Raw genomic sequence first — 14405 nt, forward strand, 5'->3', positions numbered from 1 at the left:
TAACGCTGTGGTTAGCCGATGCGCGATCGGCGGATCTCGCCGTAGGCGGCTTCCAGACGCTCGGTCAGGTCGGCGACCTGGTCGCGCAGTTGTTTGTTGCGTTTGCTGTGGAACTCCGGCCCGGTCGAGGGCCATGTCAACCGTGTGAAGATGATCAAGAGGCAGATGTTCGGACGAGCCAGCCGCCGAACCGCAACTTCCGTCGCACCCGGAGCGGCGGAGGTGACGGATGCCTGACACCCCGAACCCCGACCGTCGGACTGATCGGGCGGCCCTACCGGTACGACGTGCTTATCCCGCGCTTAGCCGCCTGCCGATAGCTTGCGGGCCCACTGAAATCCGCTGGCTGCCAGGAGGTTCGCGAATGACACGGGCGGTCTACGTCGGCGCGTCGGTACTACTCGCTTCACTCCTGTTCGGCTTAGCAGTCAACGCGACCGCAGTGCCTTCCGAGGCATCGCCCACCGACGAAGGCATCAACGTCACGCACTATGACGTCAACCTGCGCTACCAGCCGGAACCCGAGTTGCTGTCCGGGGTCACCACCATTCTGGCGACCGCCACGCGCACGGTGTCGCAGTTCGACCTGCACTTGCTGCTCGGCGTCTCGTCGGTCTCGGTGAACAACGAACCAGCCGCGTTCACAGCCAAAGACGGCAAGCTCACCGTGACCCCGAAACCGCCGGTCGCGGCTGGTGCTGACCTGCTCGTCGTAGTCCGCTACCGCGACAACCCGGCCAAGTATCCTCCGCATCCGGAGCACGGCTGGGGATGGCGCCACTCTCCCACGGGAGCGGTCGCAGTTGCCAGTTCTGCCTGGTGGTACCCGAGTTCGTTCAACCCGGCGGACCGAGCGACCTTCGACGTGTCGGTCACCGTGCCACGTGGCACCGAGGCGATGGCCAGCGGCGCGTTGCAGTACGGCGGCCCCATCGCGGTGCCCGGTGGTGACCAGTGGTCCTGGCGCGGCACTCGGCCGCAGGTCGCCCAGTCGGCGCTTCTGGCGATCGGCCAGTACGACCTGCGGACCTCCTCGTCGCCGACGGGACAGCCGGTGGTCACCGCGTACAGCACCGACCTCGGCGACCTAAACGCACCGGCCCGCGCGTCGGTCGATCGCACGCCGGAGATCGTCCAGGCACTGTCGAACTGGTTCGGTCCGTACCCGTACAACGCTCAAGGCGGTGTGGTGGACTCGGCGTTCTTCAACGTCGTGGCCACCGCGACACGGCCGATCTATGCGGGCAGCTATTTCCAGGGTGGCGCGAACGCCTCGATGGTCGCGCACGAGAACGCGCACCAGTGGTACGGCAACGCGGTCAACCCGATCAGCCTCACCACCCGGTGGATGTCGGAAGGGTTCGCCACCTACGCGGAATTTCTCTGGTCTGAGCACGAAGGCCTGGGCACAGCAGCCGAACTGGCCCAGTACTACTACGACCAGTTCCCCACGGGCCACCCGGAGTGGCAGCACCCGCCGGCCAACCCCGACCCGAACAGCAACTCGGCTTTCCCGGTCTACACCAGGGCAGCGCTGGCACTGCACGCGCTTCGCACCGCGGTCGGCGACGACACGTTCTTCAGGATCATGCGCACCTGGGCCAGCGCACAGCAAATCGATGGCGTACCGACCACAGCCGGCTTCATCGCCCACGCGCAACAAATCTCCGGCGCCGACCTCGACGCCCTGTTCCAGGCCTGGCTCTTCGCCGGGGAACGGCCCGCGACCGGCCCCAACGGACCGGCCACCGCCAAGCCGGAACCCAAGTCGTACCAGCAGATCACGGCCAACAGCCGACTCTTGACCCAGGAGGCGCACGACCACTTAGCCGCTCTTCAAACAGTTCCAGCCGAATAAACACGCCAGGACCGTGAACCCGGCACGCTTGTCACCGGCGGCTGTAGAACCGGTCGAAGACGTGCATCAGCACAGCGGAGCCGAGGCCAGGCCACCCTGATGACGGCCCGGGCCCGCCACGCAGCACGACGCCGCGCGTGGTGTAAGGGTCCAGCTCAGAGTGGTGACGCATGAACTTCTGGTCCACAGTGGACTTCTGTGGACCAGAAGTCAACGACCCCGACGTCGTAACACCGTCGGCCACGCGACAACTCGAAGGGCCGCCAATGTTCGACTACATTGGACAGTGGATTGTCAGCCTGATGTGGGCGCAGAGTCCTCGCTGTTGGTAACCACCGGTCATGCCGGTTCCGACGGCTGCCCGAAATGTGCGAGAGTCTGAGAGATGGCCACCGAGACGAGGAGCACTTACGGATGCTCACCGCGGAGATCGCCAAGCTCACTGAACAGCTCCAGCAGCACGCCGGTGTCACCGAGGTCAGTGTCCGTTCTTCTCGAAGATGACGTCCGCTATTGCCCAGATGTGGACATTGTGCGGTCATGTCGAGTCGTGGTTCACAGCTGGTGAGGGCTGTGCCTCAGCCGCGGTCGCTCGATGAGGCGATGGCCGAGTGTGAAGGTCGTGAACGGGTTTTGGCTTGGGCAGCGGTGATCGCGCAGACCGCGAGCGTGAGCCAGCGTTGACGTCGCTGGATGCGGCGGCGGAGGTATGTATCACCGGGGACTTCCTGCCACGAAGTCCCCGGCACCACATGTCAGCCGACGCCGCTCTCGCGCAACTTGGTCACGAACGGCTTGGCTGCCACGAAGTAGTCCTTGCCGCACTCCAGGTCGTCCATCGCCTGGTGGATCTCGTTGTCCAGCGCGGTACGCGCGGCGTCACCTGTCAGATTGCCCTGGCCGCGGGCAGTCACCAGGGCCTGGTGGAGACTCTTCTCGATCATGCCCGGCTTGGTCGAGCTGAGCTTGTGTCCCCTGCTGCCGAGGCAGGCAGCGTACGCGTTGGCGGCCTGAACCACACCCGGGTCGGATTCGAACGCCGACTGCGTCTGGCGGGACTGGGCTTGCTTGGCGGCGTCGTCTGCGGGTGTGTCGCCGAAGACGGCCTTCATCGAGTCGTTGACGCACCCGCCATTGCCCTTGCCCACGCCGTGCAGTGCCTTGTTGTAGGCCTCCTTGGCGGCTGGGTCCAGGCCAGCCTTGACGGCGTCGTTGGGATTCGGTGTAGTCGCCGGCTGCCGCGGCGCGACATTCGGATCCTGCGGGTAGACGTCGGCTGCGTAGACGCCGAACCCGTACTTCTGGCGGAACGTCTTCAGGTCCTCGTAGGCCACCAGCGCGGGATGCTGCCCGCGAATGCTCGGTGCGGACGGCGTCGCGGACGCCGCCGGCACGTGCGGCACGTAGGTGAAGCCCTGCTGCTTCATGCAATCCGCGATCATGTTCTGGGCCTGCCTGCGCTGGTCCTGCACCTGCGCGGCGAGCGCACGGTCACGGACCGGCTCCGCGCCGGCCGGACCTGCCGGGCCGGCGGGCGTCCCGCTCTGCGCCCCACAGCCAGCCAGCACCAAGACGGTGCCAGTGAGCGCGGTGGCCATCATGGTCAGACGGTGCGTCATTGATTCCTGCTCCCTGTCGCTGTGACTACCTCCTGCGCCGGGAACGACGGGCGGGGCGCCCCGGAAGTTCGCACCGGGGGACGGCAACCTTTCGCGCCGCTCACCCGTATGGAGCGGTGTGATTGATGTCAGGAGCGTCAATGGGATGGACTGATGACAGCTTCGTCGAATTCGTACGGATGAACTCGGCACGCCTGCAGCACGCGGCTTACCTGCTCCTCGGTGATCGCCATCTGGCGGAGGACGCCGCCCAGACGGCTTTGATGCGCACCTATGCCGTGTGGAACCGCATCCGGATAGAGAACGCGTACGCGTACACCCGCAAGATCCTTGCCAATCATGTGGTCGACGGCTGGCGGCGGCCTATTCGCGAGCACGCCGTCGGCGATGTCCCCGACCATCCAACGCCGCGTGATCTCGCCCATGACGTCGTCCAGCAGGACTGGGTGATCGAGGCACTTGGTTCGTTGACACCGCGGGAACGCGTCATCCTGGTGCTCCGCCACTATTTCGACCTGACCGAAGCCGAGGTCGCCAGGGAACTGAAAGTCTCCAAAGGAACGGTCAAGAGTATGAACTCACGAGCTCTCAGCAAGTTGCGGATCACGATCACTCCACGCGACCAGATCAGTTCCAGCACGCCGAACTGTGGAGAGCGGCCATGAAAGAGCTCGACGAGCTTCGCGCGGCGATGCACACCCACCCAGCGATCGGATACGGTCCGCTCGACGCCGAGGCGATCATGGCCGGAGGCAGGCGAATCCGCCGTAAGCGGCAAGCGCTCATCGTGGGAGGTATCGCGACGACCACAGCAGCAGCCGTGATCGGTGTCGTCACCCTGATCGGGTTGCCGTTCGGCGATGCGCCACCGGGAATGGACCCGGCAATGCAAACAACCGATGGCCGCTTCCTCGTCAGCACCGGCATGTGGGATGCGCGGGGGGAGATCGTCATCTACTCGGTGGCCGATGACGGCAGCCGTGGCCCGGAGGAGTTCACTCTCGTCGCCGCGCACCGGTCGGCGTCGGGCGAGTTGCTGGACAGCGTGATGGCACCGACCGTCCCGCAGTCCGCGCCGTTGCGCGCGTTCTATCGGGGCATGCTCGAAGGCCAGGTTTTTCCGGCGTTCGGAGCTTATGCCGGACCGGCCGAGAAGATCACCGGGATGGTCGGCACGAAGACGGTGACAGCCCGGCTGGTGGTGTGGCCGCAAAGACCGGACATCAAGATCTTCTGGTTTCCGCTGGCCGATGTGCCGTCCACGACCATGCTCACGGACATCACTGGCTACGATGCGGCCGGCAAACCGTTGCCCGTGAAATAGAGCAGACCGGGAAGTGGTCCTGAACCACTTCCCGGTCTGTTCTCCTGTTCGGACCCGCCTATTCGAACGCGGCCAGGCCGTTCGGCGTGCCTAAGCCCGTCGGGGCGTCATACCCTTGTTGAGCGGTGCACAGATAGTCTTTACCGCACTTGGTTCCCGTGCCGCCGCTGTCGTTGGCGCCAGTGGTCACGTCGTGCAGAGCGTCTGCGCGCTGGTACAGCGAGCCGGGACTAGGGTTGGCGCCGACCCGCCCGTACAGTCCTGCGATGAATGGTGCAGAGGCACTGGTGCCGTTGACAGGGAACCAGCCGCCAGCGTCGGCGTTGTAGATCAGCACGTTCTCGGCGGCGGCCGAAACGTCCGTAGTGGTTCGGTTGGCGCAGTTCTTGTCCTGTTGCCACTTCGGTTTCGCGATGTAGGCCGAGCAGCCGCTGCCTCCGTAGGCCCAAGCCGACTCTGCCCAGCCGCGTGGACTGTCGTCCTTGGTCAGTGTCGTACCACCCACTGCGACCACAGAGCCGAAGACAGCGGGAAACGAAGTTGCCGTGAAGCCGGAGTCGCCGGAGGAAGCGACGATGGTGGCGTCGGAGCGGTCGTAACTGCGGGCATAGGTCAGGGCCAGGCCGTTCTCCCGGGCACCGTAGCTGTTGGACACGACCGTCGCGCCGAGCCGGACAGCGGTGTCCACGGTGGTGGCCAGGTCGGCGTAGCCGGCGGAATTGCCCTCCACCACGAGGATCTTGCACGTGGGACAAGCCGCTGAGACCATCGAGACGTCCAGTGTGGACTCGACAGCCCAGCCGGCTTGCGTCACAGGCAACGGCCCTGGGTCGCCGTTCTGGTTGACCTTGCGGAAGCACCCGTTGGCGGACGTGCACTCGCCGAGCCCGTATTCACGGCGGTACACGTTGAGGTCTTCCTCGAGATTCGGTGCGTCATAGGCGATCGAGATGGCGACCAGCGTCTCGGCACCACCGCTGGAAGGCAAGCTGTACGCGGACGCCAGATCGTGGGCGCTCAGACCACCAACCGGGCTGTGAAGAGCGTGCTGCGAGCCGTAGGTGCTCAGGCAGCGAACGAAACCCGGCGCCGGCTCCGGACAGAGCGGCCCGGTGCGGGGACTCGCCTGCGCGTCCGGAGCCAGGATCAGTGCGGCGAACAGGCCTGCGATCGGAATGGCGAAAAGACTTCTCACTGTCGGTCGTCCTTTGCTCAGCCGAAAACTTTGTAGGCGCGCGTGACGGTTTCGCTGATCTGACCGCCGTCGGCGTCCATGGCGGTCACCCGCAACGACACGTCGGCGCCACGGAAGGACGGCGGTGTCGCGTTGAACGTCGCCCGGTAGGAGCCATTGCCCTGCGCCGCAACGGCAGCGTGCTGCCATGTCGTGCCGTTGTCCAGGGAGAACTCGACCGTCGCCGCCGTGATCGGCGACGCCGGAGCGAGCTGGACATGCCCCACGTTGAGGTCCAGGGTCTGCGGACCCGTTGGCACAACACCGTTCAGACCGAGATTTCCGACCAGATACTGCAGCGTCATCAACGGTTCGACCGCACACCGGCGATCGGGCTCAGCGTCTCCCCCTGTCAGCGTGCAGGCGAACGGCTGGGGCAACGCGGCGCCCTCGACGTGCTGCGACCGCCAGATCCACTCTGTGCGGCTCGCGGTGGACCGCAGGTACATCGCACCTTCGCGAGACGCGTCCAAGGTCAGCTTCATCTCACCCGGAGCAGGATCGAGGGTCGTCTCGGTCCGGAAGTCGACGATCCCCGGTGACGGCGTACCACTGGCCACAGTGACGCCGTTCCGGCTGATCCGGTATGCGCCGGTGATCTTGTCCCGGGACTCCCCGGCGTATCCGAACCCGGTGTGACCGGCTTGGTTGTCACTGAACGGGGTCAGCTGCAGGCGCAGGACGTCTCCGTTGCGAGTGGCCGGCGGGACCACGGGCCACAACGCCTGCACCGCTGGGAGCAGGTTCATCTCGCCGGCCGGGTGCAACGGGAAGCGGTTCCAGTCCTCGCGCAGGGCCTGGCCTGCATGGTAAGCGTGCGCGGCTTCGTATTGTCCGCCGAACCAGGAAGGAAACAGCGGTGACGTGTATTTGGCCAGCCCGCCGTACCAGACGATCTGCGGATCAGCCGACACGTACTCCGTTTGCCTGCGCGGCAGAACGATCTGGTGACTGGAACGGACGTTGGTGTCCTCGAAGGGATAGGCGCCCGCACGTTGCCGCGCCCCCACTGAGGCCAGTTCGGAGTAGTAGTTGGCGTCGACGGTTGCCAGGTGGTGTGGCTCCACCCGGTAGCGCTGCTCCGGAATGACGCCCGTGGCCGCTTGCTGCAACTGGTACTCGTACGGCGTTCCCGGGCCGGGCGGCGAGCTGAGCCGGCTGTATGGATAGGTCTGCAGATTCCCGGTAGTGACAGGCTTGACCGTCGGGGAAACCCAGACGGGCACACCTGGTCCGGAGGTCACGTCGACCGTCAGCGCCGGACCGGTAACCGGTTCGCGGCGCAGCAGGAAACCGCCGTCTTCGAGCAGTGCCGGCCGGGGCGTTTCCCACGTGACCTTGCTGGCCGCGCGCACGGCGTCGACCCGTACGGTCTTGTCGCCGTCGACTGTCACTTCCGGCTCGACGACATAACGCAATGCGGTCTGGTCGCCGTTGGCATCGGGATCGAAAAACAGCCCGAGGACAATGTACTGTCCTTCTGGCACGCTGAACTTGGCGGTGCCGTCGACGAGCACGTTGCTGAACTCGTTGATGTCGAAGAGATTACCGTCGTCGACGTTGTAGACGACCGCCGTGCCGCCGGTGTTCGGTTCGCCTTCGACCCCGTTGGCCGCAACGGTCAACGTGCGCATCACGTGTGCCGGTCTGGCAGGTCGATCCGGTATGTCCGTCACCATACTCATCGACGACTCAAGGTTTCCGAAACTGCCCCGTTTGTGATCGTCAACGTACCGACGAGTGAGCTCGGCACCGAAATCCCTCGCTGAGTCAGCGGTGAAGGTCCGGGTCCCGCCATTGCCGGTCCGCACGACCAGACGGTCGCTCTGCTGTGCCTCGAGAATGCTCTCGACGTCGAACAGACTCCAATCGAGGCCTTTGCCCAAGTAGGGCAAGGCGACTGCGGGTATCTCATATGACTTGCGCCCGATGCCGACGTGTACCAGCACACGGCCTGGCCCACTCTGGGCAGCCGGCTCGACGATCATTGTCCGGCGCCCGTCGGCGCCCGTCCGCACGGTGATCCGGTCGCCGGTGATCAACAACGCGGTGTCCGTCCGCGACGTCGCTGGTTGCGCACTGACAGGAATCGGACTGCTCAGTGCCACCACCGTGACGGTGAATACAGCGAGGAGTTTTCGCACAGGCATCTCTCCATGACTGGTCGGGTTCGCCTGTAGTACGGCCACGGACCGGAAGAGGTTGCCAAGATCACGAAGGTCTGGGACCGGTCCTCGTGGTTGATGATCTGTCGCGGCGGTTGGTGCCGGACGAGCTGCAGGCGTTGGCGCAGCCGTTGATCCCGGGGTTTGATCCACGTCCGCAAGGCAGAGGAACGACGCCAGGGCTTTGGCCGCGTCGGGGGACAGCGTGCCGCCGACCGCGGCCTTGATCTTGAGCACCAGTTCGGTGGTCAGCGCCCATCCTGGGCGGTACACGGTTTCGTAGCCCAGGATCATGTCGAACAGGTTGCGGTCGATCTTGGGGTATTCGGGGTGTTCCGGCCACGGCACGGGGGTGACGGCCAGTTGTTTGCGCCATACAGCCGCTTCCGGAGGTTCGGTTTGGTCAGCTCCATGGCAGCGTCAGCTGACTGGCAAGCGGATCGTCAAGAACGTCGGCCGGTCGGGAGCGGCTCAGCCATCGCCAGGCTGACCTCGACGTCGAGTCCTCCACCGTCGCGTGCGTGCACCACCAAGTCCGCCTCGTGTGCCTGGACGATCGATTGGACGATGGACAGGCCGAGACCGGAGCCCTCGCCACGAGCGGTGCGTTCGTCCCCGCGGGTGAAGGGCTCGAACAGCGCCGGGAGGTGCTCCGGCGCGATGATCGGTCCTGTGTTGCTGATCCGCAATCGGCCGGCGCGATCGGTCGAGACCTCGATCTCACCGGGGCGGGTGTTGTGCTCGATCGCGTTGCGGACAAGGTTGCCGACAAGCTGTGGGAGCAGCACTGGATCTCCTTGGACGAAGCAGTCATCCAGCCGTGTGTGGACTGTGATGTCGTTCGCGGTCGCCCACCTGGTGTGCTGGGCCAGTTCGGACTTCACCACGTCCTGCAGCGGGACCGGTTTGCGCTGTGCCATGGCCAGGTCACTGCGTGCCAGGACGAGCAGTCCGTCGATCAACCGCTCGCTGCGCCGGTTCGCCGTCAGGATCTGCTCACGTGCATGGACGTGTTGTTCGGCCGTCACGTCGGAAAGACCAACCTGCGCGGCCACACGCTGGACGGTCAAGGGCGTCCGTAGCTCATGGGAGGCGTTGGCGATGAACCGGCGCCGGCTCTCGAAGGCCGCCTGGAGCCGGCTGAGCAGGCCGTCGAGGGTGTCGGCGAGCTCCTTCAGTTCGTCCTGAGGACCTTTCAGGGCGATCCTCTCGTGCAGGGTGTCCGAGGACAGCCGCCGCGCCAGCTCGCTCATCCGGTGCACCGGACGCAGCACACGACCCGATATCCACCACCCGGCCACGGCGGCCAGCACGACGAGCAGGGCCAGCGCGAGCAAGGACACCACGAGCAGCTTGGCCAGCACGGTCTCCTGCGAGATCTTCGCGATCTCGTCGGTGTTGCCGAGGTGCACCGACGGTCCTCGTGTCGCTCCGGTCACCGGACCCTCGGGCGGGATGACCCTGGTCACGGCGGCGGACAGCTGGGTGGTCAGGTCGTTGCGCACCAGCAGATACACCGCTGAGACCAGGACCAGTCCGCCGACCAGGAACAGCGCGCCGTAGAGGAGAGCGATACGAGCGCGGACGGTCATGAGGGATCGATCCGGTAGCCCACTCCTGGCACCGTCTGGATCACCGCCGGCTCGCCCAGTTTGCTGCGGAGCTTGGACATGGTGACGCGGACGGCTTTGGTGAACGGATCGGCGTGCTCGTCCCACGCGCTTTCGAGGAGCTGTTCGGCGCTGACCACGGCACCCCCCGCACGCAACAAGATCTCCAGCACGGCGAATTCCTTGGGGGCCAGGTGCACAGCCCGCCCGTCGCGGGAAACCTGCCGCCGAGCGGGATCCAGTGCGACACCCGAGCCGGTGAGCACCGGCGGCAGCGACGGCTGGGTGCGCCTGCCGAGCGCCCGTGTCCTGGCCAGCAGTTCGGGGAACTCGAACGGTTTGGTCAGGTAGTCGTCGGCCCCGAGATCCAAGCCGTTCACCTTGTCGTCCAGGGAGGCTGCGGCGGTGAGCATCAGCACCTTGGTGCGGGACGCGTCGGCCGCCAGCTGGGCGCACAACCGGTCGCCGTGCAGTCCCGGCAGGTCACGGTCCAGCACCACCACGTCGTAGTGGTGCACAGTGATTTTCTCCTGGGCCGCAAGGCCGTCGTAGCACACGTCGACGGCGAGTGCCGCCGACCTCAGACCGGACGCCAGCAGGTCGGCGAGAACCTTCTCGTCCTCGACAATGAGTACACGCACACCACGATCCTGCCGGACGGGTGGTTTCCAAAGTGTCCCCGACCCGGGGCTGGTGCCGGTGCCGTGGAGACACTTTGGAAACCACGCTGTGGATAGAACTTCCAGCATGAAATCGCTGTCGCGGCGCCGACGCCGCTGGATCACCGCATGGGGAGCAGTCGCCGTTGTCACGCTGGTCGCACCCGGCGTTGCCCCGGCCGCGGAGAGCGGCCGCGTACCCCTCGCCGGTACCGCTATCGTTTTGCCACCGGACAGTGGCGTGATCGACCACGGTGAGGCCCCGCCCGAGGTGCACCTCACCAACCGCGTTCATCTTGCGGTGCGTGATCCGGACGCGCTGCGAGACAAGGCCATGGCGGTGTCGACGCCGGGAAACCCGGCCTACGGTTCCTACCTCTCGGCCGAGCAGATCCGGCGGCATAGCGAACTCCAGCCCGCACTCGTGCGGAAGGTACGGGACTGGCTCACTTCAGCGGGCTTGGCCGTCAGTCACTCCGATTGGCGCGCGCTGGACGTCTCGGGCACCGTCAGGCAGTTCAACGAGGCGTTCGGCACGTCGTTGCGCCACTATGAATACGGCGGTTCGTACCACGTGCTCGTGCCGACCACCGATCTCACGATCCCGGCGGCGCTGGACAAGTTGGTGCTGGGTGTGGGCGTGGTCGCATACCCGTTCCAGCAGGCGACCGCGGACCGGCCTGCCTCAGTCACCACATCGAGCACGCCGATCGCGGAGTCCGCGAACAGCGAGGAACCGGCCGCCGAATCCGGGCCCCGCTGTTCGAAATACTGGGCAGAGGTGCCGGCGGCTGAACTGCCGCCCGCCTACGGGCGTACCGCGCCCTGGGAGCCGTGTGGATACACACCGACGCAACTGCGGCAGGCCTACGGCTTGGGCGACGCACGACTCACCGGCGAGGGACAGGTGGTCGCGGTCATCACCCCTTCGTCCGACACTCTCGAAGAGGACGTCAACACCTGGTCGGCCAGGGTCGGCACGCCGCCGCTTCGCCCCGGGCAGCTCAAGCGCGTCATCAGCTTCGACGGCTCACCCCCGCTGCCGCCGAACATCGGGATGGTGGAGAGTCTGATGGATGTCGAAGCGGTGCACGGCATGGCTCCCGGTGCCGACATCATCTCGATCGGCGGCTCGAGTCGTGTCGGATCTTCGCTGCTCGACGTCATGGCCTACGCCCTCGATCACACCGATGCGACGATCGTGTCGATGTCGCTGGCCACGGACGTACCCCCGAAAATGCAACGTGCGTACGAACAGGTCGCACAACAGGGCGCGTTGCAAGGAGTCGGCTTCTACGTCTCCAGCGGTGACGGCGGGCACGATCCGGCCGGAAACTTCCTGAACATTCTCGCCGCCAACGCGTGGTTCACCGGAGTCGGCGGCACCTCCCTGGCCATCGGTCCGCACGGTGATCGCCTATGGGACAGCGGGTGGGGCAACGCGTCCACCCCGATGAACGCCGACGGCTCGGCATGGCAGGCGCTGCCTGGCGCGGCGTCGCACGGAGCCGGTGGCGGTGGCGGCCAGGCCGTGGGCCTGCCACAACCGTGGTACCAGCGTGACGTCGTCCCGGACAGCCTCGCCAAGGGCACCGACGGCAAGCGCTACCGGGTCGGAGCCGATGTCGCGATGAACGCCGACCCGGTCACCGGGATGCTCGTCGGCGGCAAAGCGATCAACGCCGCTACCAACCCCGACCCGTCCACATGGACCTACCAGGAACGCAAATACGGCGGCACCAGCCTTTCCGCGCCGCTGTTCGCCGGGGTGCAGGCGCTGGCCCAGCAGGTGCGAGGCAAGCCGATCGGCTTCGCCAACCCGGCGCTGTACCAGCGTGCCGGTAAGCCGGCTCTACGGGACGTCGTCAAATACACCCTGCCCGACCGAACCCCGCCCACAGCGGTGCGCCCACGACGGGCAGGCAGCGACCCGACACCGCTGCTGTACAGCTTGTCGGGCCGGATGCCCTACGAGCCCACAGAGCCGCCGACACCCGACACCACGCCGGGGTTCGACCACGTGACCGGCCTCGGATCACCGACCGGCGACTACCCGTGGTCCTATGCCCCGAGACACGTTGACTGATCGACCAGTGAGCAGCTGATCTGCTCGTGGTCGCAAAGCTCAGGCAGCAGGGGTGGTTCGCGCCGGTCGCGCCCAACTGCCACATGTCTGCATCACTCGTCCAGGGTTGGGCTTCGTTAGCCGGTCGGCGGTGCCGAGGGGCCGAGGCCGTTGATCATCAGGTCGATCTGCCGGCGGGCCAAGCCGTCCCAGTCGCTGGTGCCCGGCAGCGGTCGGGAGAGGAGTGAGCTGGCCACGATCAGGTCTTCGGGGGTTAGGTCTGCTCGCAGTTCTCCGGCGACTTTTCCGCGTTCGAGGAGCGTGCGCAGGGCGGTGCGAACGTCTGCTTGGCGGGTGCGGGTCGCGGGGGTGAAGACGAGCGGGCCGCCGTGCAAGGGGAGCACGAATCGCTCGCGGTCGCGCATGGTGGCCAAGAAGAACAGCCGGACGCCTTCCAGAGCGGAGCCCGGGTGAGCGGCGGCTGCCCGTGCGTTGTCCACCGCAAGGCCGAACGAGCGGTGGACGAGCGCGCCGAGCAACTCCTCGCGGGTGGCGAAGTGGCGGTAGACCGTCCCGACCCCGACGCCCGCGCGCTCGGCGATCTTGGCCATCGGCACCTTCTCCCCCTCGCTCCGGACGAGGTCGGTGGCAGCGTCAAGGACCCGATCGCGGTTCCGAAGCGCGTCCTTACGGGTCCGGCGGGAGATGGGCTGTGACACGGACTCATCATCGCAGCGGCTTGCGGCGCGGCGAATCGGACAAGTACGGTTCCACTAACCGGACGATTTCGTCCGGAAAAAGTGTTGGCGACTGTCCGAACTCGTCGCCCGGATCGACCGCGGCAACTCGCCGCCGACGTCGATCAACGAGTCTCCTTCAGCGAACTACCGGCCGTCCACGCAGCGAAAGACCGAGATCATGACACTCAACTTCGACCCCGAGGTAGCCGACGTCCTGGCCCAGCTGGGCGGGACCGACGCATTCCAGCCTCCGCGTGGTGACGTCGAAGGTCGTCGCGCCTTCTGGGAGCCGATCCTCGCAGCCTCCAGCGCCGCCCAGCCCTTCCCCGAAGAAGTCCAGATGAGCGATCACCACGCCACCGCGGACGACGGCACACAGATCCAGATGCGCTGGTACACCAAGGAAAGCGCCGCACCAAGCCCCGCAGTGGTGTACTTCCACGGCGGCGGCTACTTCTTCGGCCACATCGACCACTTCGACGGCACCGTCGCCCGCTACGTCTCCGCCAGCGGCGTACCTATGCTCTCCGTCGAATACCGCCGCGCTCCCGAGCACCCCTTCCCTACCCCCGTCAAGGACGGCTACGCAGCGCTGAACTGGCTGCACGACCACGCCATAGAACTCGGCGTCGACCCCAACCGGATCGGCGTCATGGGCGACAGCGCCGGCGGCGGCATGGCCGCAGCCCTGTCGATCCTCGCGCGAGACCGAGGCGGGCCGCAGATCGCCCGCCAGATCCTCGTCATGCCGATGCTCGACGACCGCACCAACGCCCCCGACCCCCACCTCGCGCCCTTCATCTACAACTACGGCGACCTCGTCACCGGGTGGCAAGCTCTCCTCGGCGACGCCGTCGGAGGCCCCGACGTCCCGCCCACGGCCGCGCCCGCCCGGCTCGAGGACGCGACCGGCCTGCCACCGGCCTACATCGAGGTCGGCCAACTCGACCTGTTCCGCGACGAGGACACCGCCTACGCGACCAAGCTCAGCCGCGCCGGCGTGCCCGTGGAGTTCCACCTCCACCCCGGCGTACCGCACGAGTTCGACTCCATCGCCTACGACTCCGACGTCGCCCGACGCGCCATCGCCGACCGGGTCCGGGTCCTGAAGTCGATCTGACTCCGGTGCGG

At 66.3% G+C, this 14405-nt stretch carries 13 protein-coding genes and 1 pseudogene; 6 read left to right on the forward strand and 8 right to left on the reverse strand.

All coding sequences use genetic code 11. The features are described 5' to 3' along the window. Positions 1–11 precede the first annotated feature (11 nt). The gene (locus B9C43_RS57945; protein ID WP_200826019.1) at positions 12–158 is read right to left on the reverse strand and encodes a hypothetical protein; all 147 of its coding nucleotides are present in this window, start codon (positions 156–158) and stop codon (positions 12–14) included. A 206-nt stretch (positions 159–364) separates the two neighbouring features. Here B9C43_RS57945 and B9C43_RS46885 point away from each other — a divergent pair, with 206 nt between their 5' ends. Further along, positions 365–1858 (forward strand): M1 family metallopeptidase, encoded by a 1494-nt coding sequence (locus B9C43_RS46885; RefSeq protein ID WP_160097220.1) that lies wholly within the window; start codon positions 365–367, stop codon positions 1856–1858. A gap of 31 nt (positions 1859–1889) precedes the next feature. Here the strand turns inward: B9C43_RS46885 and B9C43_RS56220 are convergent, their stop codons facing one another. Both B9C43_RS56220 and B9C43_RS46890 read right to left on the reverse strand, forming a co-directional pair. Then, complete coding sequence (locus B9C43_RS56220) at positions 1890–2102, reverse strand: hypothetical protein (RefSeq protein ID WP_143447084.1); 213 nt, start codon at positions 2100–2102, stop codon at positions 1890–1892. 511 nt (positions 2103–2613) lie between these two features. After that, entirely contained in the window at positions 2614–3477 is an 864-nt protein-coding gene (locus B9C43_RS46890; protein WP_084433783.1) for a hypothetical protein, read from the reverse strand. A gap of 140 nt (positions 3478–3617) precedes the next feature. Between B9C43_RS46890 and B9C43_RS46895 the strand changes: the two genes are divergently transcribed. Both B9C43_RS46895 and B9C43_RS46900 read left to right on the forward strand, forming a co-directional pair. Continuing rightward, positions 3618–4142, forward strand: a complete 525-nt coding sequence (locus B9C43_RS46895) for a SigE family RNA polymerase sigma factor (protein ID WP_033390073.1) — start codon at positions 3618–3620, stop codon at positions 4140–4142. Then, on the forward strand, positions 4139–4801 hold the full coding sequence (locus B9C43_RS46900; RefSeq protein WP_084433784.1) for a hypothetical protein: 663 nt from the start codon (positions 4139–4141) through the stop codon (positions 4799–4801). The genes B9C43_RS46895 and B9C43_RS46900 overlap by 4 nt, the downstream gene beginning before the upstream one ends. A 58-nt stretch (positions 4802–4859) precedes the next feature. Here the strand turns inward: B9C43_RS46900 and B9C43_RS46905 are convergent, their stop codons facing one another. Both B9C43_RS46905 and B9C43_RS46910 read right to left on the reverse strand, forming a co-directional pair. After that, complete coding sequence (locus B9C43_RS46905) at positions 4860–5996, reverse strand: S53 family peptidase (RefSeq protein ID WP_235039249.1); 1137 nt, start codon at positions 5994–5996, stop codon at positions 4860–4862. Between the two features lie 17 nt (positions 5997–6013). Then, positions 6014–8185: a hypothetical protein gene (locus B9C43_RS46910; protein WP_084433864.1), complete on the reverse strand. Its 2172-nt coding sequence runs from the start codon at positions 8183–8185 to the stop codon at positions 6014–6016. 86 nt (positions 8186–8271) lie between these two features. On the opposite strand from B9C43_RS46910, the pseudogene B9C43_RS59055 reads away from it, so the two are divergent. Continuing rightward, positions 8272–8370: pseudogene (locus tag B9C43_RS59055) on the forward strand (IS5/IS1182 family transposase); the annotation flags it as partial. A 273-nt stretch (positions 8371–8643) separates the two neighbouring features. Here the strand turns inward: B9C43_RS59055 and B9C43_RS46915 are convergent. Both B9C43_RS46915 and B9C43_RS46920 read right to left on the reverse strand, forming a co-directional pair. Beyond that, on the reverse strand, positions 8644–9792 hold the full coding sequence (locus B9C43_RS46915) for a sensor histidine kinase (RefSeq protein ID WP_033390075.1): 1149 nt from the start codon (positions 9790–9792) through the stop codon (positions 8644–8646). Beyond that, the gene (locus tag B9C43_RS46920) at positions 9789–10451 is read right to left on the reverse strand and encodes a response regulator transcription factor (RefSeq protein ID WP_084433865.1); all 663 of its coding nucleotides are present in this window, start codon (positions 10449–10451) and stop codon (positions 9789–9791) included. Before B9C43_RS46920 ends, B9C43_RS46915 begins: the two co-directional genes overlap by 4 nt. A 106-nt stretch (positions 10452–10557) precedes the next feature. Here B9C43_RS46920 and B9C43_RS46925 point away from each other — a divergent pair, with 106 nt between their 5' ends. Beyond that, positions 10558–12555, forward strand: a complete 1998-nt coding sequence (locus B9C43_RS46925) for a S53 family peptidase (RefSeq protein WP_160097222.1) — start codon at positions 10558–10560, stop codon at positions 12553–12555. Positions 12556–12671: 116 nt separating this feature from the next. Here the strand turns inward: B9C43_RS46925 and B9C43_RS46930 are convergent, their stop codons facing one another. Continuing rightward, positions 12672–13253, reverse strand: a complete 582-nt coding sequence (locus tag B9C43_RS46930) for a TetR/AcrR family transcriptional regulator (protein ID WP_084433786.1) — start codon at positions 13251–13253, stop codon at positions 12672–12674. Positions 13254–13452: 199 nt separating this feature from the next. Between B9C43_RS46930 and B9C43_RS46935 the strand changes: the two genes are divergently transcribed. After that, positions 13453–14394, forward strand: a complete 942-nt coding sequence (locus B9C43_RS46935; RefSeq protein WP_084433787.1) for an alpha/beta hydrolase — start codon at positions 13453–13455, stop codon at positions 14392–14394. Positions 14395–14405: the final 11 nt, after the last annotated feature.

It is taken from the genome of Kibdelosporangium aridum, assembly GCF_900176515.1.
GTDB classification, from domain to species: domain Bacteria; phylum Actinomycetota; class Actinomycetes; order Mycobacteriales; family Pseudonocardiaceae; genus Kibdelosporangium; species Kibdelosporangium aridum.

Coding starts and splice junctions, on each gene's coding strand:
- B9C43_RS46915 (WP_033390075.1), bottom strand. CDS start 9,792: ATGACCGTCCGCGCTCGTATCGCTCTCCTCTACGGCGCGCTGTTCCTG.
- B9C43_RS46900 (WP_084433784.1), top strand. CDS start 4,139: ATGAAAGAGCTCGACGAGCTTCGCGCGGCGATGCACACCCACCCAGCG.
- B9C43_RS46895 (WP_033390073.1), top strand. CDS start 3,618: ATGGGATGGACTGATGACAGCTTCGTCGAATTCGTACGGATGAACTCG.
- B9C43_RS46935 (WP_084433787.1), top strand. CDS start 13,453: ATGACACTCAACTTCGACCCCGAGGTAGCCGACGTCCTGGCCCAGCTG.
- B9C43_RS46910 (WP_084433864.1), bottom strand. CDS start 8,185: ATGCCTGTGCGAAAACTCCTCGCTGTATTCACCGTCACGGTGGTGGCA.
- B9C43_RS46885 (WP_160097220.1), top strand. CDS start 365: ATGACACGGGCGGTCTACGTCGGCGCGTCGGTACTACTCGCTTCACTC.
- B9C43_RS46925 (WP_160097222.1), top strand. CDS start 10,558: ATGAAATCGCTGTCGCGGCGCCGACGCCGCTGGATCACCGCATGGGGA.
- B9C43_RS46890 (WP_084433783.1), bottom strand. CDS start 3,477: ATGACGCACCGTCTGACCATGATGGCCACCGCGCTCACTGGCACCGTC.